The following is an 18,332-nucleotide window of genomic DNA, read 5'->3' as shown; positions in this document are numbered from 1 at the left end:
CCTGCCGCAGCGGCAGGTCGCATTTCCTTATTGTCAGACAATTGAATGATTGGCAGGATCGGCCCCGAGGAGAAGCCCCGGGGCCGGCCACGCCGCCGTGCCGCCGGGCCGCAACAGACGCCGCATCAAGCCGGCGCGATTAATGGGAGGATGTCCATGCTGGGACAGATGATGACGCAGCCGCTGTTGATTTCGTCACTGATCGATCATGCTGCGCGCTATCATGGTCAGACCGAGATCGTGTCGGTCGAAACCGATGGAACCGTCACCCGGACGAGCTGGGGTGAGATCGCTGCCAATGCCCGGCGCTTGGGGTCGGCGCTGACCAAGCTGGGCCTGCAGTCGCAGGATCGGATCGGCACCCTGGCCTGGAACAACCGCCGGCATCTTGAGATCTACTATGCGGCCTCGGGCGCAGGATTCGTCTGCCACACGATCAACCCGCGCCTGTTCCCCGAACAGCTGGTTTACATCATCAACCACGCGCAAGACAGGGTGCTGTTCTTCGACGCCACCTTTCTCCCGCTGGTTGCCGCGATCCGCGATCAACTGACCGAGGTGAAGCATTTTGTCCTGATGGGGCCGCGCAACGAGGACGCGCTGCAGCAGATCCCCGGCCTGGAGTTCTATGACGAGTTAATCGAGACCGGCGACGCCGATTTCGAATGGCCCGTCTTCGATGAAAACACAGCCTCGAGCCTGTGCTACACCTCGGGCACGACCGGCCACCCCAAGGGCGTTCTGTATTCGCACCGTTCGACCGTTCTGCACAGCTTTGCGTCGAACACCCGCGACGTGATTGGGTATTCGGCGATGGACGTGGTGATGCCGGTGGTGCCGATGTTCCATGTCAACGCCTGGGGCTCACCCTATGGCTGCGCCATGTCCGGTTCGCAGATGGTGCTGCCCGGGCCGGACCTGCATGGCGAGGCGCTGGTAAACCTGATCGACACCTATGGCGTGACGCTGGCGATGGGGGTTCCCACGATCTGGCAGGGCCTGCTGGCGCATGCCGCCAAATGCGGCACAAAGCTGGAAAGCCTCGAACGTACGGTAATCGGCGGCGCGGCTTGCCCGCCATCGATGATCGAAACCTTCCGGGAAAAATACGGCGTCGACACCGTGCACGCCTGGGGGATGAGCGAGATGAGCCCGCTCGGCACCGCCAACATCCCACTGGCCAAGCACCGAAAGCTGCCGATCGAGGAACAGCACAAACTGCGCGAGAATCAGGGCCGTCCGCCCTTTGGGGTCGAGCTGAAGATCGTCGATGACGATGGCAACGACCTGCCGCATGACGGGGTCACGCAGGGCGACCTGATGGTGCGCGGACACTGGGTGCTGGACAGCTATTTCCAGCTGCAGGACCAAGAGCTTCTGCAGGATGGCTGGTTCGCTACGGGCGATGTGGCGACGCTGGACCCGGACGGCTACATGACCATCCGCGACCGCTCCAAGGACATCATCAAGTCGGGCGGTGAATGGATCAGCTCGGTCGAGCTGGAAAACATCGCCGTAGCGCACCCGAAACTGGCCACCGCGGCGGTGATTGGCGTGCCGCATCCCAAATGGGACGAACGCCCGCTGCTGGTGGCCGTCAAGGCCGAGGGCGAGGACCCGTCCGAGGCCGAGCTGCTGGAGTTTTTCGACGGCAAGATCGCCAAGTGGCAGGTGCCGGACAAAGTGGTCTTCGTCGATGCGCTGCCACTGAATGCGACTGGCAAGGTTTTGAAACGCAAACTGCGGGACGAGTTCAAGGACGCCCTGAAGGGGTGACTTGTGCGGGTCTTTGAGAAATGGCTCCGGCGGTAGGGATCGAACCTACGACCAATTGATTAACAGTCAACTGCTCTACCGCTGAGCTACGCCGGAACGGTGCGCGCCATATAGCAACCCGGTCCGGCGGCGTCCAGAGGTCGAAGCAAGATTTTTTTGATCGATTTTCAGGTTGCGCGAACGCCGACAAAAGCGCGCCACGACGCGGATTTTAGAAGCGTTTTCGGGGAGATTTTGGCTCCGGCGGTAGGGATCGAACCTACGACCAATTGATTAACAGTCAACTGCTCTACCGCTGAGCTACGCCGGAACTGAGGCGGATATAGCAACCCGAATTTTCGAGGTCCAGAGGGGAAAAGCCGTCGGTGCGAATTTTTTCGACGTCAGGCGACCCGGGCGAATTCAGCCTGAATGCCAAGCGCGCTGTTCGGGGCAACGCGCCGTTTCCCGGTCAGGTCGACCAGATGGGCGAAAACGTTGCGCTCGGCCGCGGGCAGCAGGGCAGGGGGCGTGTCGGAATAAATTCGTCGCGCCAGCTCCCGCGCTGTTCCCGGTGCCTGTGACAGGGCGTCAAGTATCTGTGCCTCGCGCGATTGCCGGTGCCCGATCAGCCAATCCAGCCGGCCTGCGGGATCGGTGATCGGCGCACCGTGACCGGCATGGAACACCGACCAGGTCCGGGCTCGTAACTTGTGGCAGGAGGCCATGAAGTCGGTCAGGTCTCCGTCGGGTGGAGACACCAGCGAACTGGCCCATCCCATCACATGATCGGCGGTGAAGCAGACATCACCCCATCCCAGGGCGACGTGATTGCCCAGATGGCCCGGCGTGTGGATCACCTCCAGCGACCAGCCGTCCCCTTCGACCCGGTCTTCGTCGGCCAGTTCGATGTCGGGGCGGAACGTGGCGTCGATGCCTTCGCCGCCGCCGGCCATCCCCTGCGCGGCCAGTCGGGCCATGACCGGGCTGCGACCGGCCTCGGGGCCGCCGAAGGCCAGAATAGGCGCGCCGGTCCGCTTGGCCAGAGGCGCGGCAAGCGGGGAGTGGTCCAGATGGCTGTGCGTCACGATGATGTGGCTGATGCGCTGAACCGGGGACAAAGCGGCCAGAATGGCCAGAAGATGGGACTCGTCGAGTGGGCCGGGGTCGATCACGGCGACGTCGCGGGTGCCGAGAAGGTAGGTGTTCGTGCCGCGATGGGTCATGGGCGACGGATTCGGGGCCAGGATGCGCCTTAAGCCTGGTTGCAGCTGGACGGGAAGTCCGGGCTGCGGGTCGAATTCGTGGTCCGTCATCCGTCGTCGCCTCTTTCGCATGTCTGAACGGCCCGCTAGGTTTAGCGCATGAACGCACGCTGGCTCAAACCTTATATGCCGCGCAGCTTGTACGCGCGCGCGGCGCTGATTCTGGTGGTGCCGGTGGTGGTCGTCCTGCTGGTCGTGTCCATCGCCTTCGTACGCGAGCATCTCAAGGACGTGACGCAACAGATGACCCATGCCGCGTCGCGCGAGGTGCAACTGGTCCTCGAAACGATGGCGGGCTCGGAAACACAGAACGAAGGCCTCGCCAAGGTACGTCCGCTTCTGAAGGGGCTGGCTATGCAGGCCCGGTTTCTGGGGCCAAGCGAGTCTCCGACGATCGAGGCGCGCCGCTGGTATGATTTTATCGCGCCGCAGGTCGAATCGGATCTGCGCGTTGAACTGCCTGAGCTATCGGCGGTTTCATTGCCCAACAGCCAGACCGCCACCCTGTATCTACAGACCGATCTGGGGTTGCTCGAATTGCGATTCGACCGGCGGCGTCTTTCGACCGTGGCGCCGCATCAGTTGATCGTGACGATGGTGTTCTTCGCAGTGCTCATGACGTCGGTGTCGTTTCTGTACATGCGCAACCAATTGCGGCCGATTACCCGGCTGGCCGAGGCGGCGCAGGCCTTCGGGCGGGGTCGAGTCGTGCCGTTCTCGCCGGGCGGCGCGGTCGAAGTGCGCGCCGCGGGCAATGCGTTTTTGGACATGCGCGCTCGCATCGAACGGCAGATCGAACAGCGGACCTTGATCCTGTCCGGAGTCAGCCATGACCTGCGCACGCCTCTGACGCGGCTCAGGCTGGGCCTGTCGCTGCTACCCGAGGAAGACGCCGCGCCTCTTTTGCAGGACGTGGCCGAGATGCAGTCGTTAGTGGATGCGTTCCTTCAGTTCTCGCAGGGTGTGTCCGAGGGCGACCCCGTCGATGTCGATCCGGCCGCGCTGGTGCGGCAGATCGTCGACGATGCCCAGAGGGCCGGCCAGAATGCCGCCCTTGGGACCATCGAGGGCGAAGGCGCGGTCAAGCTGCGCCCGGTTGCCATCCGGCGCGCGGTCGAGAACCTGATCGGCAATGCCGTCCGCTATGGGACGCGGGCCGTGGTCAGCGTCACCCTGACTGGCAAATCGCTGCGGATTCGGGTCGAAGATGATGGGCCGGGCATTCCGCCGGACCAGCGCACCGAGGCGGTGCGCCCGTTCAGCCGTCTTGACCCGGCGCGCAACCAGAATCGGGGCAGCGGCGTCGGGCTCGGGCTGGCGATCGTGGCCGATGTGGCCCGCGCCCATGGCGGCGTGCTGCGCCTGGGCAAAAGCGAAAGCCTGGGCGGATTGTGTGCCGATATCATCATCGGACGATGAACAGGGAAATGGTAGGCCCGGAGGGACTCGAACCCCCAACCAAAGCGTTATGAGCGCTCTGCTCTAACCAATTGAGCTACAGGCCCGCCCGACCGCTTGGGTATCACGCAGAACGGCCGCGTCAAGCCTGACCGTTGCAACGCGGCGCACAATCGACTAACCCGCGCTGAAAGCATTCATGAGGGAACGGCCATGACAGCGGGCAAGAACGGCATCACCTATGCAGACGCGGGCGTGGATATCGATGCGGGCAACGCGCTGGTCGACCGGATCAAGCCCGCCGCCAAGCGGACAAACCGCCCCGGCGTCATGAGCGGCCTTGGCGGGTTTGGCGCGTTGTTCGATCTGAAAGGGGCGGGGTATTCCGACCCGATCCTGGTGGGCGCAACCGACGGCGTGGGTACCAAGCTACGGATCGCGATCGACACGGGCGTGGTCGACGGCGTGGGCATCGACCTGGTGGCAATGTGCGTGAACGATCTGATTTGCCAAGGCGCCGAACCGCTGTTCTTCCTGGACTATTTCGCCACGGGCAAGCTGGACACCAGCACCGCCGCGCGAATCATCGAGGGTATCGCCGAGGGGTGTGTCCGCTCGGGCTGTGCCTTGATCGGGGGTGAGACCGCCGAGATGCCGGGGATGTACCCCGATGGCGATTTCGATCTGGCCGGGTTTGCCGTCGGCGCGATGGAGCGCGGCAGCGATCTGCCCGCCGGTGTGCAGGCCGGGGATGTTCTGCTGGGGCTAGCCTCGGACGGGGTGCATTCCAACGGCTATTCGCTGGTACGCAAGCTGGTCGAGATCTCGGGGCTGGGCTGGGATGCGGATTCGCCGTTCTGTGACGGGCCTTTGGGAGAAGCGCTGCTGACGCCCACGCGGCTTTACGTCAAACCCGCCCTCGCCGCGATCCGGGCGGGTGGTGTACATGCGCTGGCGCACATCACTGGCGGTGGGTTGACCGAGAACCTGCCGCGCGTGCTGCCCGACGATCTGGGGGCTCAGATCGACCTGAACGCTTGGGATCTGCCGCCGGTGTTCCGCTGGATGGCGGAAACCGGAGGCATCGCCGAGGCGGAGATGCTCAAGACCTTCAACTGCGGGATCGGCATGATCGTCGTCTGCGCCGCCGACCGCGCCGATGACCTGGCCGCCCTGCTGTCGGATGCCGGCGAGACCGTCGCGCGCATCGGATCGGTCACCGAAGGGGCGGGCGTTTCCTACGCAGGCAAGCTGCTGTGAGCCACAAGCGCGTCGCCATCCTGATTTCCGGGGGCGGGTCGAACATGGTGTCGCTGGTCGACAGCATGACCGGCCACCACCCAGCGCGCCCCTGTCTGGTTCTGTCGAACAATGCAGATGCGGGCGGACTGGCCAAGGCGGCGGATCGCGGGATCGCCACCGCCGTGGTCGATCACCGGCCGTTCGGCGGCGACCGTGCCGCGTTTGAGGCCGAGCTATGCAAGCCGTTGCTCGAGGCCAAGCCCGACATCATCTGCCTGGCCGGGTTCATGCGCGTGCTAACGGGCGATTTCGTGTCCCGGTTTCAGAGGCGGATGTTGAATATTCACCCTTCGCTGCTGCCTAAATACAAGGGGCTCAACACCCACGCCCGGGCTATCGCCGCCGGAGATGCCGAACATGGCTGCACCGTGCACGAGGTCACAGCGGCGTTGGATGACGGCCCGATCCTGGGTCAGGCTCGGGTCAAGATCGCGCCGGATGACACGCCCGAGACCTTGGCGCGGAAGGTTCTGGCGTGGGAACACAAACTGTACCCGGCGGTTTTGGAGCGATTTGCCCGTGGCGACAAGGCACCGGTCATGTTGCCTTGATATCCCGCCGGAGATTTACATGCGGCGCGCAATCGGCTTATGGTCTGCCGAAGCGCTCGTGGCGGTGAAAGACCAACGGGCATTGACCACAGAAAGAGCAAGAACAGCGCGCGCATGAAGACCCTGAAGACCACGCAAGACCTGGCCGACTTCTGCACGGCTGCGGCCAGGTTTCCCTATGTGACCGTCGATACCGAGTTTCTGCGCGAACGGACCTATTACTCGAAACTCTGCCTCGTGCAGCTCGCTGTGCCGTCGGACGACGATGACAGTGCGGTTCTGGTCGATCCTCTGTCCGCGGGGATCTCGCTCGACCCGCTGTATGACCTTTTCCGGGACGAAAATGTCGTCAAGGTGTTCCACGCCGCGCGGCAGGATCTTGAGATCTTCTGGGTCGAAGCCGGGGTCTTTCCCAAGCCGCTGTTCGATACCCAGGTCGCCGCAATGGTCTGCGGCTTTGGCGAGCAGGTGGGCTATGAAACGCTGGTGCGCAAGATCTGCAAGCAGGGTCTGGACAAGACCTCGCGCTTTACCGACTGGTCGCGCCGTCCGCTGAGCGAAGCGCAAAAGACCTATGCGCTGGCCGATGTGACCCATTTGCGCCAGATCTACGAACACCTCGCGGCCGAACTTGAAAAGACCGGCCGCAGCCGCTGGGTTGCGGAAGAACTGCAGGTTCTGACCAATCCCGACACCTATGACATCCGCCCCGAAGAGGCTTGGCGACGGGTCAAGACCCGCACCAATTCTGGCAAGTTTCTGGCCGTGGTGCGTGAATTGGCCAAGTTCCGAGAAACCTATGCGCAAGAGAACAACATTCCCAGAAACCGGGTGTTTAAGGATGACGCGCTGATCGAACTGGCCTCGACCAAGCCCCGCACCCATGCGGATCTGGGCGGGTCGCGCCTGTTGCTGCGCGAGGCCCGCAAGGGTGCGATCGCAGATGGTATCCTCGAAGCGGTCAAACGGGGCGTCAACTGCCCGCCCGAGGACATGCCCAAGGTTGACAACAGCCGTGACAAGCTGAAGGTCAACCCGGCCCTGGCCGATCTGCTGCGGGTGCTGCTCAAATCCAAGACCGAAAGCGCCGGCGTGGCCGCAAAGCTGATCGCCAACAGCTCGGAGCTGGACCAGATCGCGGCGGGTCAGCGCGACGTGCCGGCCATGTCGGGCTGGCGCTACGAGGTGTTCGGCGAGGACGCTCTGAAACTGTGCGAGGGAAAGATCGCACTGGCCGCCAAGGGGCAGAACGTCAAAGTCGTGCCGCTGTAGGGCAGCTCAGCGCCGCCGCGATTCCAGCGCATTCTGTTGGCCCTTGACGCGGATCAGGCGGATGCCGTCCAGGTCATCCTGGCTGATGTCGATCGCGTCGGTTACTTCGCGCGTCCGCTCGGGTCCCTGCGGAGTGGCATAGGGCGGATAGTTCACGCGGAATTCGAGTTCAAGCACGCCGTTCTTGCGGTTTTCCTCCGACTCCACCGGACGCAGTTGGGCGTCATAGGCGCCCTGACGAAAGGCCGTACCGCTGGCCAGAACGATCGCGCCCGAGGGCTTGCGGTCGATCCGCAACTCGTCGATCGTGGTGACCAGAACGCTGATGTCCTCGGCTTCGGGCCGGGCGAAGAATCCACGCCCGGAACCCTGATCGGGGACCAAAGCGTTGGCGTCATCTGCAGGCGTTTCGACCGGGGCGGCGGGGGTGCTGCGGCCGAACCAGTTCGACGGGTTCACCCGCGAATCCCGCCAACCACTGCAAGCCGAAAGGGTCAAGGACGCGATCATGAGAACGGACAGAGTTTTTTGCATGGACCCAACGCTTTGCACAAAGTTACCCGATACCGATTAGCCTAATTCCAGTGGTTTGAAAAGGCGCGCTTGGGGTGGACAGGCCCGGTTTGGCGGCTTAGGTCAGGCCTTAGATGGAAACCAGAGGATCTGTGCCCATGGCAACCCCCGCGTTCGAAGACATCGTAGAGGATTTCGAATTCCTGGAGGACTGGGAAGATCGCTATCGCTATGTGATTGAGCAGGGCAAGGCCATGCCGCCCCTGGACGACGCGCTGAAGGTTCCGGCCACTAAGGTGGACGGCTGCGCCAGCCAGGTCTGGCTGCACCCGATTGTCGAAAACGGAGTTTTCCGGTTCGACGGAGACAGCGACGCCCTGATCGTGCGCGGACTGATTGCGGTGTTGCGGGCGTTGTACAACGGCCTGCCGGTCTCCGAGGTGCCCAAGGTGGATGCGGCAGCCGAACTGGCGCGGCTGGGGCTGAACGAGCATCTGTCTTCGCAGCGGTCCAACGGGTTGCGGGCGATGGTGCAGCGCATTCGAAGCGTCGCCAGCGAACACGCCTGATCCGGGGCGTCACTTGCTGGGCGCGCGGCTGGCCCAGTCCGACAGAGTTCGCTCCAGATCGCCATACCCGGTGAAGCGGCGTTCGAAAGCCAAGCCCATACGGTCGGCGCATTCCTTGGCTCGCTTTGTCAACTCAGGGTCGTCGGTCTGTGCCTGATAGACCAGCTTGGTGTAGTTCCCGAAATACATGTCGCGCAGCTGCGGATGACGGTCGAGCCCCAGAGGTTTCCAGACGAAGGCATCGAACTGACGCGCCAGGAAATCGGTCAGATAGAAGGCCGTAGCCTCTTCGTCGCCATGTTGGGCAAACCGGTCGTTGCCCTCGAAAAACGAATAGCAGTGTGGTCCCTTCACCATCTCGACGCCCAGCCGTTCGCAGGCCTGCTCCAAGAGGCCACCGGTGCCGCAGTCGGCATAGACCACGAAGATGCGGTCGAAGTCGTTGCGGCGCCTGGCCACGGCGTCCTCGACCGCCTGGGTGATCCGTTCAGGGTGAACATGCAGGATCGCCGGCAGGCAGGTCAGGGCCAGATGGTCCCATCCGTTGCGCCGTTTCAGATCGAGGATTTCGCGCGCCAACGCGCCGCAAGCGATCAGAAGAACGTTCTGCCGCGCGCCCGCGTCCGTATATCCGCGGATCGTCAGGCTTTCGTCATCCGGAAGATCGTTGCAGTGCATGTGCGGGTTTCCTTTGGTGCCATACCCAGCAGATACCGTCCGGGCCGGCGATGCAAGCTCGGTTCCGACATGGTCGGTCAGGCGACCGACGCCTGGGTCTCGTACGCGCGCAGGGCAGGGCGTGCCGTTGGGCCAAAGGCCTGCAGCCCGCGGTGCGCAAGCTCGGGGAAGAGGCTCAGAACTTCTGTGCGGGAGGCCTCGTCCAAACTGGTCCACCCCAGGGCGCCGGGGTGGAAGCTTTCGCTGATGCATCCCTCGGACCAGACAAGTTCGTGGCGGTCGAACAGCAAATGCAGATAGGTGACATTGCCGCCGGGGCGCAGCACGATCGAGTGGCCGTTCACCAGATGTTTTGCGGGGGCCAGCGCTTCGGGGTGACCGGTGTTCAACTCGACCCGCCAGTTGCGCACCAACATGCGATGCTGCTGCGAGACCAAAAGGTCACGATCGTTGCCGATTGCCCCGCGCCGAAACAGGACCGGAGCGAAAGCGGCATGCGCGGGTACCGTGCAACGCCCGATCCAGCGCAGCGGCTGCAGGCCGTGATCGACCGTGGCCACCATGTCGCCGGGTTTCAGAGTCTCGACAGGGCGATCACCGCTTTCGGTACGGATTCGGGTGCCCTGCGTGAAACAGGTGATCAAGTCCCAGGTTTGACGATCCGCAGTCAGGCCGCGAAAGTCGCGCCCCGCCAGACTGTCCAGACGGATGGACTGGATCGGCCCAGCCGACAGGGCCGTCTGATCGGGGTTTGGAGAGAACTCGGGCATAAAATAGGTGTTGCCGTCGATATCCTGCGCGACAACTGCGGTGATATTGGCCGTCGTCCCATCGATATAAGTGATCGTCGCGTTGTAGATCGACGTGCCATCGAAAGTCTGGGGCGGGCCGCCGTCGATCGAGAACTGATCGCCGTTGGCGTTGTTCATCTCGTACACTTGGCCGGGATTGCCTGCGGGGTTCCAGGTGACGGCGTTGTTGAGAAGAGCATTGCCCGGTCCGCCGAATTGAGACCCAACAAGGGCTTGTGCGTTTTCGGCGCGGTTGTTTCCTTCGAAGGTGTCGATGTCGGCTAGATTGCCGAGATAGATGGCCGTGAACGTCGTTGGCACAGGAACCTCGTATGCTCGTTAACGGTGCTCTACTAGCCAAAGATTTCCGGAAGGTTAAGCCGGAAATCAAAACACTCAACCTGTTGTCAAGAAATAAAAAAAACCGCCCCCAGAGAGGCGGTTTGTTGATCGGGTCGGGCGTTGCGTTCAGCCGGCCAGCTGATTGTGCTTGCGCGACACGAATTCCTTGGCCGTTTCAACTGCCACCGCGGCGTCGCGACAATAGGCATCGGCACCGATTGCCTTGCCGAATTCTTCGTTCAGGGGGGCGCCGCCCACCAGCACGATATAGTCGTCGCGCTTGCCCTGTTCGACCAGCGTGTCGATGACGACCTTCATATAGGGCATGGTCGTGGTCAGCAGGGCCGACATGCCCAGAATGTCCGGCTGTTCGGTCTCCAGTGCTTCCAGATAGTTCTCGACGGGGTTGTTGATGCCGATGTCCACCACCTCGAACCCGGCGCCTTCCATCATCATGGATACGAGGTTCTTGCCGATGTCGTGGATGTCGCCTTTGACGGTTCCAATCACCATCTTGCCGACCCGCGGCGCGCCGGTTTCGGCCAGCAGAGGCTTGAGAATCGCCATGCCGCCCTTCATCGCGTTGGCGGCCAGCAGAACCTCGGGTACGAACAGGATGCCGTCGCGGAAGTCATGCCCCACGATGGTCATGCCGCCGACCAGAGCCTTTGTCAGAATGTCGTAAGGGGCCCAGCCGCGTTCCAGCAGAATGTTTACACCTTCTTCGATCTCTTCCTTCAGGCCGTCATACAGGTCATCAAACATCTGTTCGACGAGTTCGTCGTCATTCAGTTCCGACAGGACGATGTCTTCTTCATCGGACATGGGGCAAATCCCTGAGCTGTTGGGGCCATGGGCCCGTGGTGGCTGTTTTTTCCGTTTTGGCCAAAACGTCGCAGTCGGACTGTGACGATTGCGACCTCGGCGGTTCCGGGACCGACCTATAGGCGAAAATCTTGCGTCCAACGAACGAAAATTTCACATGATCATTCTGTAGAAATTTCACGTGGATTCCATCCTCAGAGTTGAACCGAGGTATGCAAGAACGCGGTTCGGCTTGCGCCGAGATCGTCCCGTCGTTATCACTGTGCAATGAGAACAATAGGTGAACAAACATGCGTGTTCAGCAGGAAAAACGTGCGCGGGGCGCCCGGTCCAACCAAGCCGGCCGGTACGAGCAGTTTGCGTATGAAGACTTCGATGATGGCTGGGATATCCCCGAGGTTCTGCCGCCCTTACGCACGGATGTCCGGTACGAAACCGCGCGGTCACTCATCACCTACAACAGGTCGCCGGACCTGCCGTTCGACCGGTCGATCAACCCGTATCGGGGGTGTGAACATGGGTGTGTCTATTGTTTTGCCCGGCCGACCCACGCCTATTTGGGCCTGTCGCCGGGGCTGGATTTCGAAACCCGCCTGATCGCCCGGCCGAACGCGCCCGAGATCCTGCGGGCCGAGCTTTCGGCGCGCCGCTACAAAGTGGCGCCGATCGCATTGGGCACCAACACAGACCCGTACCAGCCGATCGAAAAGACGCATGAGATAACAAGACGTTGTCTCGCGGTATTGCATGACTTCAACCACCCGGTGGCCATCGTGACAAAGGGAACGATGGTCGAACGGGACTTGGACTTGCTTTCCCCCATGGCGGCCAAGGGGCTGGTGCGGGTCGGCATTTCGCTGACCACGCTGGATGGCAGCCTGTCGCGGCGGATGGAGCCGCGCGCGCCGTCGCCGCAACGGCGGTTGCAGACTATTCGGGCGCTGACCGAGGCCGGGATCCCGGTGCGGGTGATGACCTCGCCCGTCATTCCCGGCCTGACCGACCACGAGCTTGAGGCCCTGCTGGAGGCAGGCCGAGATGCGGGGGCGGATGCGGCCAGCTGGATCATGCTGCGCCTGCCGCGCGAGGTTTCAGACCTGTGGCGGGAATGGCTGGCGGATCACGAACCGGGCCGCGCGGAAAAGGTGATGGCGCGGCTGCGCGAGATGCATGGCGGCAAGGACTATGACCCGCGCTGGGGACATCGGATGCGGGGCGAGGGCGTCTTTGCCGAGCTGATCGCCAAGCGGTTCAATGCAGCCGTGACCCGGTTGGGCCTGGCAGTGCGAACGCCCGATCTGCGTTGCGACCTATTCGCGCGGCCGCCTCAGCCCGGCGACCAGCTGTCACTGTTCCAATAGGAAAAGACCCCGCTCTGTGGCGGGGTCGGGTTCTTCAGCGGTTTTCGATGTCGACATAGTCGCGCATGGTCTCGCCCAGGTACAGCTGGCGCGGACGGCCGATCTTGTTCTGCGGATCGGCGATCATCTCTTTCCACTGGCTGACCCAGCCGACGGTCCGCGACAGGGCAAAGATCGGGGTGAACATCGAGGTCGGGAAGCCCATCGCCTCGAGGATGATGCCCGAGTAGAAATCGACGTTCGGGAACAGCTTCTTCTCGGCGAAATACGGATCTTCCAGCGCCTGTTTCTCAAGCGCCTTGGCAACCTGCAGTTTCGGGTTGTTCTCAATGCCCAGCAGGTCCAGAACCTCGTCGGCCGATTGCTTCATCACCTTGGCCCGCGGGTCGAAGTTCTTGTACACGCGGTGGCCAAAGCCCATCAGGCGGAACGGGTCATTCTTGTCCTTGGCGCGGGCGATGTATTCGGGGATACGGTCGACGCTGCCGATCTCTTCCAGCATCTCCAGGCAGGCCTGGTTGGCGCCGCCATGGGCCGGGCCCCACAGACAGGCGATGCCGGCAGCGATGCAGGCGAACGGGTTAGCGCCCGAGGACGACGCCAGACGCACGGTCGAGGTCGAGGCGTTCTGCTCGTGATCTGCGTGCAGGGTAAAGATGCGGTCCATGGCGCGGCTGAGGATCGGGTTGACCTCGTAATCCTCGGCCGGAACAGCAAAGCACATGCGGAGGAAGTTCGACGCATAGTCCAGATCGTTCCGCGGATAAACGAAGGGCTGACCGATATGGTACTTGAAGGCCCAGGCCGCGATGGTGGGCATCTTGGCGATCAGGCGGTGCGACGCGATCTCGCGCTGGCGCGGATCCGAGATGTCGGTCGAGTCATGATAGAAGGCCGACATCGCGCCCACGACACCCACCATGATCGCCATCGGGTGCGCGTCGCGGCGGAACCCGCGATAGAAATACTGCATCTGCTCGTGCAGCATCGTGTGGTGGGTGATGGTCGTTTCGAACTGTTCCAGTTCGTCGGCCTTGGGCAGATATCCATACAGCAGCAGGAAGCACACCTCGAGGAAGTGCGATTTCTCGGCCAGTTGGTCGATCGGATAGCCACGGTGCAACAGTTCACCCTTTTCACCGTCGATATAGGTGATGGTGCTGTCGCAGCTGGCGGTCGAGGTAAAGCCGGGGTCATAGGTGAACACGCCCGCCTGGCTGTACAGCTTGCGAATGTCGATGACGTCCGGCCCGGCGGTCGGCGAGAGCACCGGCAGTTCGTAAGTGTCGCCGTGGACGGTCAGCGTGGCGGTTTTGTTGCTCTCTGTCATGGTATCCCTTCCTCAATCATGCGGTATGGCGGAGCCCGCACCGATGGTGCGCACAACCCTTGCGTCGTTGGTCCTAGCCGAGCAGCGTTACCCGAACGTGAAGTCAGGATCGGTTCGCTGCGTCGGATATCCGCGCCAAGGTCTCTTCCCGCCCCAGCACGAGCATCATGTCAAAAACCGAAGGGGTCACCGCTCGTCCGGCCAGGGCCGCACGCAGCGGACCGGCCAGCTTTCCGAACTTCAGCCCGTTCGCCTCGGCGAACGAATTGAGAACCTCCTCCAGCGTATCACGCGACCAGCTAGCACTTTGCAGGTGCGGCGTCAATTGCTCCAGTATACCATCGGATACAGAAGCAAGCGCCTTTTGCGCCTTCTCATCCATGTCGATCGGGCGTGAGGCCAGAACAAACCGCGCTTTTTCAAGCAGTTCCGGAAAAGTGCGCGCACGGTCCTTGAGACAATACATCGCGCGCCCCAAGTCAGCCACCTGTGCTTCCGTCAGCTGCGGCAAATTCGCAGCCTCCAGATAGGCCTGAATTTCTTGCCGCAACGCAGCATCGTCCGAAATCGCAATGTGTTGTCCGCACAAGTTTTCCAGCTTTTTCAGGTCGAAACGCGCCGGGCTTTTGCCGATTCCATCCAGATCGAACCATTCGCGGGCCTGCTCGTCGGTGAAAAATTCATCGTCCCCGTGACTCCAGCCCAGCCGCGCCAGATAGTTGCGCATGCCGGCGGCGGGATATCCCATCGCCTGATATTCCTGCGCTCCCAGCGCGCCGTGCCGCTTGCTGAGCTTCTTGCCGTCGGGGCCGTGAATCAGCGGGATATGGGCCCAGACAGGAACGTCCCAGTCCATAGCCTGATAGATCATCATCTGGCGCGCGGCGTTGTTCAGGTGGTCATCGCCGCGGATCACATGGGTGACGCCCATGTCATGGTCATCGACCACCACCGCCAGCATGTAGACCGGTGTCCCGTCCGAGCGCAGCAGCACCATGTCGTCCAACTGGTCGTTGCGGATGGTTACGTCCCCCTGCACCTTGTCGCGGATCACCGCAACGCCGTCTTGCGGCGCCTTGATGCGCACCACGAACGGCCGGTCGGGATGGGTACTGGGATCGGCCTCGCGCCAGGGGCTGCGGAACAGGGTCGATTTCCCCTCAGCCCGGGCCTGTTCGCGGAATGCCGCGATTTCTTCCTGGGTCGAGAAACACTTGTACGCCTTGCCCTCGGCCAGCAACTGGTTCGCAACCTCGGCGTGCCGGTCGGCGCGGGCGAACTGGCTGATGACCTCGCCGTCATGGTCCAGCCCCAGCCAAGCCATACCCTTCAGGATGGCCTCGGTCGCCTCGGGGGTCGAGCGTTCACGGTCGGTGTCCTCGATCCGCAGCAGGAACTTGCCGCCGCGACCGCGCGCATACAGCCAGTTGAACAGCGCGGTGCGGGCGCCGCCGATATGCAGGAAACCGGTGGGCGAGGGGGCGAAACGTGTGACGACCTGTTCGGACATGGGCGTGATTAACCTTTTGGTAACCGTGGTGGGCGTAATCTGGCGCCTGTCTAACGAGCCTCAAGGACGGGGGCAACCATGCGTGTTCTGGCACGGGTCGAAGACGCGCTGCTGAACCAGCGTGGGCATCTTTTTGCGTGGTCTCCGGTCTGTCTGGCAATCGGCATCGGCCTGTATTTCGGACTGCGGTTCGAACCCGGTCCGAGCCTGTATCTCGGTCTGTCCGCCCTGGCTCTGCTCGCCATGTGGGCGGGATGGCGGATGCGCGAAGCCTGGGCGCCGTTGGCAATTGGGGGGGCGTTGATCGCCGCCGGGTTCCTCCTGGCCGGTGCGCGCGCCCACATGGTCGCAGAGCCGGTTCTGCAATGGCGTTTCTATGGCCCGGTCGAGGGGAGGGTCGTGGCGCTGGACCGGTCTGCGTCGGGCGCGCTGCGGGTGACATTGGACCAGGTGCGGATCGGGGACGTACCGCCGGACCAGACACCGCGGCGCGTCCGGCTTTCGCTGCACGGGGATCATGTGCCGCCGGTTCCGGGCCAGCGGATCATGACCACCGCGCATCTGAGCCCGCCGCAAGGCGCGGTCGAACCTGGCGGGTTCGACTTTCGCCGCCATGTCTGGTTCCAGCGGCTCGGGGCGGTCGGCTATTCGCGTGTGCCGGTTCTGACGGTTGCGCCGCCGCGTGCCGAGGGCGTGCGCATCGCCGGTTGGCGTATGGCCATATCGCGGCATGTCCAGTCGATCCTGCCCGGCGATGTCGGAGGTTTTGCCGCCGCCGTCACGACCGGCGACCGAAGCGGCATGTCGCGTGCCACGCTCGAAGGGTTGCGGGCGTCGAACCTGGCGCATCTGCTGGCGATTTCCGGGTTGCACATGGGGTTGCTGACGGGGTTCGTCTTTCTGGCCTGCCGGATCGCACTGTCCGCGATCCCGCCAGTTGGGCTGCGGCTTCCGGTGCGCAAAGTCGCGGCGGTGTGCGCACTGGCGGCCGCCACATTCTATCTGTTGATGTCCGGCGGCAACGTCGCGACCGAGCGCGCCTTTGTCATGGTCGGCGTGATGTTCTGCGCGGTGCTGATCGACCGCCGCGCCATATCGCTGAGGGCAGTTGCGGTTGCCGCGCTGATCGTATTGGTGCTGCGGCCCGAAACGCTGCTCAGCCCCGGTTTTCAGATGTCCTTCGCGGCAACGACAGCGCTGGTCGCCGTGTTCGGAGCCTTTCGAGAGCTCCGCCTGACAGAGGCGCCCCGATGGGTGAAGGCGGTCGGCGGACTCGTGGCGTCGTCCGCCGTGGCGGGTCTTGCCACCGCACCGATCGGGGCTGCGCATTTCAACGGCGTCTCGCACTATGGCTTGTTGGCGAATGTCCTGTCGGTCCCCGTCATGGGCACGGTCGTCGTGCCGGCTGCGGTGGCGGCAGCGATCCTGGCGCCACTGGGGTTCGAGGCCGTGGGGATTCAGGTGATGGGTCTGGGGCTCGGTTGGATCCTGACAGTTTCGGATTGGGTGGCGGGGCTGGACGGGGCACGCGGTTTCGTGCCCAGCCCTCCGGGCTATGTGCTGCCGGTCTTTGCCCTGGGGGCGCTGTGGGTCGTGTTGTGGCGCGGCGCGGCGCGATGGCTGGGTGCCGTGCCGGCATTGGGGGTGTTCCTGCTGTGGAACCAGGCCAGCCGACCCGAAGTTCTGATTGCCGATACCGGAGGTCTGGTCGGCGTGATGACCGATCAGGGGCGGGCGCTCAGCAAGGAAAAGGGCGGCGGCTTCATCGCCTCGGTTTGGCTGGAGAATGACGGGGACGGCGCGGCCCAAGCACAGGCTGCCCTGCGTTGGCCCGACGATGGCGGGCTGGTACGTCGGATTGTTGTCGGAGAAACCGAATTGGTGCATGTCACCGGCAAACGCGCGGCGAAAACGTTGACCGGCTGTAGCGAGGGCCAAATCGTCGTCAGCCCGGTACCGCTGCAACTGACCGGTGGATGCGCGGTTTTCGGACCCAAGGAACTGCGGCGCAGCGGCAGCCTTGCGCTGAAGGGCGGGCAGCTAGTCAGCAGCGCCGAAATCGGCGGAAACCGGCTGTGGTCTGCGGTTGTGCCGCGCGATGATAAAATTCAGTAGGTGCGGATCAGGCCGACAAGACGCCCTTGGACCTTGACCTTGTCCTCGGGCAGCACGCGGGTTTCATAGGCCGGGTTGGCCGCTTCCAGCGCGATGGCGTTTCCCTTGCGAAAGAATCGCTTCAGAGTGGCTTCCTGATCCTCGACCAAGGCGACGACGATATCGCCATTGTCGGCGGTCGAGGTTTCGCGGATCACCACGACATCCCCGTCGTTGATCCCGGCATCAATCATCGAATCTCCGCGCACCTCGAGCGCGTAGTGCTCGCCGCGACCGGACACCATGGTTCCGGGCACGGCCACATGATGCGAGACATGGCTGATGGCTTCGATTGGCACGCCGGCCGCGATCCGCCCCATGACGGGAAGCTCGGTCGCGTCCACGGAAACGGGCTCGAAATTGGCGGGGCGGGGGCCGTCGGGCTTGTCGCCTTCAATCACCTTGGGCTTGAAGCCGACGGTGGGTTCGCCACCCAGGCTTTCCGGCAGTTTGACGATTTCGATCGCGCGGGCACGGTGGGCAAGGCGACGTATGAAGCCCCGTTCCTCGAGCGCGGTGATCAGGCGGTGAATGCCCGATTTGGATCGCAGGTCCAGCGCAGTCTTCATTTCGTCGAAGCTGGGCGGAACACCATCCGTCTGCACCCGCTTGTGGATGAATTCCAGCAAATCCAACTGCTTCTTGGTCAGCATCGCTCAAACCTCGCCGCTCATGCGTTTTCTTTTGTTCTACGCATGTTCACCTTTTGTGTCAAC

The 18,332-nt window shown here is 63.0% G+C and carries 16 protein-coding genes and 3 tRNA genes; 8 read left to right on the top strand and 11 right to left on the bottom strand.

Going from position 1 to position 18,332, the window contains the following annotated elements; genetic code table 11:
• Positions 1 to 156 precede the first annotated feature (156 nt).
• A complete protein-coding gene (locus AC2FME_RS00595; RefSeq protein WP_496799329.1) occupies positions 157 to 1,776 on the top strand; it encodes a long-chain-fatty-acid--CoA ligase in 1,620 nt (539 codons plus the stop codon).
• 21 nt (positions 1,777 to 1,797) lie between these two features.
• On the opposite strand, the gene AC2FME_RS00590 is transcribed toward AC2FME_RS00595, so the two are convergent.
• The 3 genes from AC2FME_RS00590 to AC2FME_RS00580 all read right to left on the bottom strand — a co-directional run bounded on the left by AC2FME_RS00590 (position 1,798) and on the right by AC2FME_RS00580 (position 3,071).
• Positions 1,798 to 1,872 (bottom strand) — tRNA-Asn (locus AC2FME_RS00590).
• Positions 1,873 to 2,011: 139 nt separating this feature from the next.
• A tRNA-Asn gene (locus AC2FME_RS00585) sits at positions 2,012 to 2,086 on the bottom strand.
• Positions 2,087 to 2,159: 73 nt separating this feature from the next.
• Positions 2,160 to 3,071, bottom strand: a complete 912-nt coding sequence (locus tag AC2FME_RS00580; RefSeq protein WP_496799328.1) for an MBL fold metallo-hydrolase — start codon at positions 3,069 to 3,071, stop codon at positions 2,160 to 2,162.
• Between the two features lie 48 nt (positions 3,072 to 3,119).
• On the opposite strand from AC2FME_RS00580, the gene AC2FME_RS00575 reads away from it, so the two are divergent.
• Entirely contained in the window at positions 3,120 to 4,439 is a 1,320-nt protein-coding gene (locus tag AC2FME_RS00575) for an ATP-binding protein (RefSeq protein ID WP_496799327.1), read from the top strand.
• Between the two features lie 9 nt (positions 4,440 to 4,448).
• Here AC2FME_RS00575 and AC2FME_RS00570 read toward each other — a convergent pair.
• Positions 4,449 to 4,525 (bottom strand) — tRNA-Ile (locus tag AC2FME_RS00570).
• A 106-nt stretch (positions 4,526 to 4,631) separates the two neighbouring features.
• Here AC2FME_RS00570 and purM point away from each other — a divergent pair.
• From purM to rnd, 3 genes are all read left to right on the top strand, one after another.
• Complete coding sequence (gene purM, locus AC2FME_RS00565; RefSeq protein ID WP_496689089.1) at positions 4,632 to 5,678, top strand: phosphoribosylformylglycinamidine cyclo-ligase; 1,047 nt, start codon at positions 4,632 to 4,634, stop codon at positions 5,676 to 5,678.
• Entirely contained in the window at positions 5,675 to 6,271 is a 597-nt protein-coding gene (gene purN, locus AC2FME_RS00560; protein WP_496799326.1) for a phosphoribosylglycinamide formyltransferase, read from the top strand. Before purM ends, purN begins: the two co-directional genes overlap by 4 nt.
• 114 nt (positions 6,272 to 6,385) lie before the next feature.
• Complete coding sequence (gene rnd, locus AC2FME_RS00555; protein ID WP_496799325.1) at positions 6,386 to 7,543, top strand: ribonuclease D; 1,158 nt, start codon at positions 6,386 to 6,388, stop codon at positions 7,541 to 7,543.
• 6 nt (positions 7,544 to 7,549) lie between these two features.
• Here the strand turns inward: rnd and AC2FME_RS00550 are convergent, their stop codons facing one another.
• Positions 7,550 to 8,077 (bottom strand): hypothetical protein, encoded by a 528-nt coding sequence (locus tag AC2FME_RS00550; RefSeq protein WP_496799324.1) that lies wholly within the window; start codon positions 8,075 to 8,077, stop codon positions 7,550 to 7,552.
• A gap of 137 nt (positions 8,078 to 8,214) precedes the next feature.
• Between AC2FME_RS00550 and AC2FME_RS00545 the strand changes: the two genes are divergently transcribed.
• Entirely contained in the window at positions 8,215 to 8,625 is a 411-nt protein-coding gene (locus AC2FME_RS00545) for a SufE family protein (RefSeq protein WP_496799323.1), read from the top strand.
• A gap of 9 nt (positions 8,626 to 8,634) precedes the next feature.
• Here AC2FME_RS00545 and AC2FME_RS00540 read toward each other — a convergent pair whose 3' ends face one another.
• From AC2FME_RS00540 to AC2FME_RS00530, 3 genes are all read right to left on the bottom strand, one after another.
• Entirely contained in the window at positions 8,635 to 9,303 is a 669-nt protein-coding gene (locus AC2FME_RS00540) for a DUF1638 domain-containing protein (RefSeq protein ID WP_496799322.1), read from the bottom strand.
• A gap of 77 nt (positions 9,304 to 9,380) precedes the next feature.
• Positions 9,381 to 10,415, bottom strand: coding sequence for a Hint domain-containing protein (locus AC2FME_RS00535; RefSeq protein ID WP_496799321.1), 1,035 nt, complete (start codon positions 10,413 to 10,415; stop codon positions 9,381 to 9,383).
• Positions 10,416 to 10,562: 147 nt separating this feature from the next.
• Positions 10,563 to 11,261 carry a corrinoid protein gene (locus AC2FME_RS00530; RefSeq protein ID WP_149774433.1) on the bottom strand — a complete coding sequence of 233 codons (699 nt, stop codon included), beginning with the start codon at positions 11,259 to 11,261 and terminating at the stop codon, positions 10,563 to 10,565.
• Positions 11,262 to 11,551: 290 nt separating this feature from the next.
• Between AC2FME_RS00530 and AC2FME_RS00525 the strand changes: the two genes are divergently transcribed.
• Positions 11,552 to 12,622 carry a PA0069 family radical SAM protein gene (locus AC2FME_RS00525; protein WP_496799320.1) on the top strand — a complete coding sequence of 357 codons (1,071 nt, stop codon included), beginning with the start codon at positions 11,552 to 11,554 and terminating at the stop codon, positions 12,620 to 12,622.
• A gap of 34 nt (positions 12,623 to 12,656) precedes the next feature.
• On the opposite strand, the gene gltA is transcribed toward AC2FME_RS00525, so the two are convergent.
• Together gltA and gltX are read right to left on the bottom strand one after the other, a co-directional pair.
• A complete protein-coding gene (gene gltA, locus AC2FME_RS00520) occupies positions 12,657 to 13,952 on the bottom strand; it encodes a citrate synthase (protein ID WP_496799319.1) in 1,296 nt (431 codons plus the stop codon).
• Between the two features lie 103 nt (positions 13,953 to 14,055).
• Positions 14,056 to 15,462, bottom strand: a complete 1,407-nt coding sequence (gene gltX / locus AC2FME_RS00515) for a glutamate--tRNA ligase (RefSeq protein WP_496799318.1) — start codon at positions 15,460 to 15,462, stop codon at positions 14,056 to 14,058.
• Between the two features lie 78 nt (positions 15,463 to 15,540).
• On the opposite strand from gltX, the gene AC2FME_RS00510 reads away from it, so the two are divergent.
• Positions 15,541 to 17,577 carry a ComEC/Rec2 family competence protein gene (locus AC2FME_RS00510; protein WP_496799317.1) on the top strand — a complete coding sequence of 679 codons (2,037 nt, stop codon included), beginning with the start codon at positions 15,541 to 15,543 and terminating at the stop codon, positions 17,575 to 17,577.
• On the opposite strand, the gene lexA is transcribed toward AC2FME_RS00510, so the two are convergent.
• A complete protein-coding gene (lexA, locus tag AC2FME_RS00505) occupies positions 17,571 to 18,269 on the bottom strand; it encodes a transcriptional repressor LexA (protein WP_496799316.1) in 699 nt (232 codons plus the stop codon). The genes AC2FME_RS00510 and lexA overlap by 7 nt on opposite strands.
• Positions 18,270 to 18,332: the final 63 nt, after the last annotated feature.

The organism is Ruegeria sp. BHSC026, assembly GCF_059613065.1.
Note: the sequence above shows the minus strand (reverse complement) of the source record. Positions and strands in the feature narration are given on the sequence as shown.

What these genes read in the sequence shown, in the direction of transcription:
- AC2FME_RS00595 (WP_496799329.1), top strand. Translation starts at nt 157, where the DNA reads ATGCTGGGACAGATGATGACGCAGCCGCTGTTGATTTCGTCACTGATC.
- AC2FME_RS00580 (WP_496799328.1), bottom strand. Translation starts at nt 3,071, where the DNA reads ATGACGGACCACGAATTCGACCCGCAGCCCGGACTTCCCGTCCAGCTG.
- AC2FME_RS00575 (WP_496799327.1), top strand. Translation starts at nt 3,120, where the DNA reads ATGAACGCACGCTGGCTCAAACCTTATATGCCGCGCAGCTTGTACGCG.
- purM (WP_496689089.1), top strand. Translation starts at nt 4,632, where the DNA reads ATGACAGCGGGCAAGAACGGCATCACCTATGCAGACGCGGGCGTGGAT.
- rnd (WP_496799325.1), top strand. Translation starts at nt 6,386, where the DNA reads ATGAAGACCCTGAAGACCACGCAAGACCTGGCCGACTTCTGCACGGCT.
- AC2FME_RS00550 (WP_496799324.1), bottom strand. Translation starts at nt 8,077, where the DNA reads ATGCAAAAAACTCTGTCCGTTCTCATGATCGCGTCCTTGACCCTTTCG.
- AC2FME_RS00545 (WP_496799323.1), top strand. Translation starts at nt 8,215, where the DNA reads ATGGCAACCCCCGCGTTCGAAGACATCGTAGAGGATTTCGAATTCCTG.
- AC2FME_RS00540 (WP_496799322.1), bottom strand. Translation starts at nt 9,303, where the DNA reads ATGCACTGCAACGATCTTCCGGATGACGAAAGCCTGACGATCCGCGGA.
- AC2FME_RS00530 (WP_149774433.1), bottom strand. Translation starts at nt 11,261, where the DNA reads ATGTCCGATGAAGAAGACATCGTCCTGTCGGAACTGAATGACGACGAA.
- AC2FME_RS00525 (WP_496799320.1), top strand. Translation starts at nt 11,552, where the DNA reads ATGCGTGTTCAGCAGGAAAAACGTGCGCGGGGCGCCCGGTCCAACCAA.
- gltA (WP_496799319.1), bottom strand. Translation starts at nt 13,952, where the DNA reads ATGACAGAGAGCAACAAAACCGCCACGCTGACCGTCCACGGCGACACT.
- gltX (WP_496799318.1), bottom strand. Translation starts at nt 15,462, where the DNA reads ATGTCCGAACAGGTCGTCACACGTTTCGCCCCCTCGCCCACCGGTTTC.
- AC2FME_RS00510 (WP_496799317.1), top strand. Translation starts at nt 15,541, where the DNA reads ATGCGTGTTCTGGCACGGGTCGAAGACGCGCTGCTGAACCAGCGTGGG.
- lexA (WP_496799316.1), bottom strand. Translation starts at nt 18,269, where the DNA reads ATGCTGACCAAGAAGCAGTTGGATTTGCTGGAATTCATCCACAAGCGG.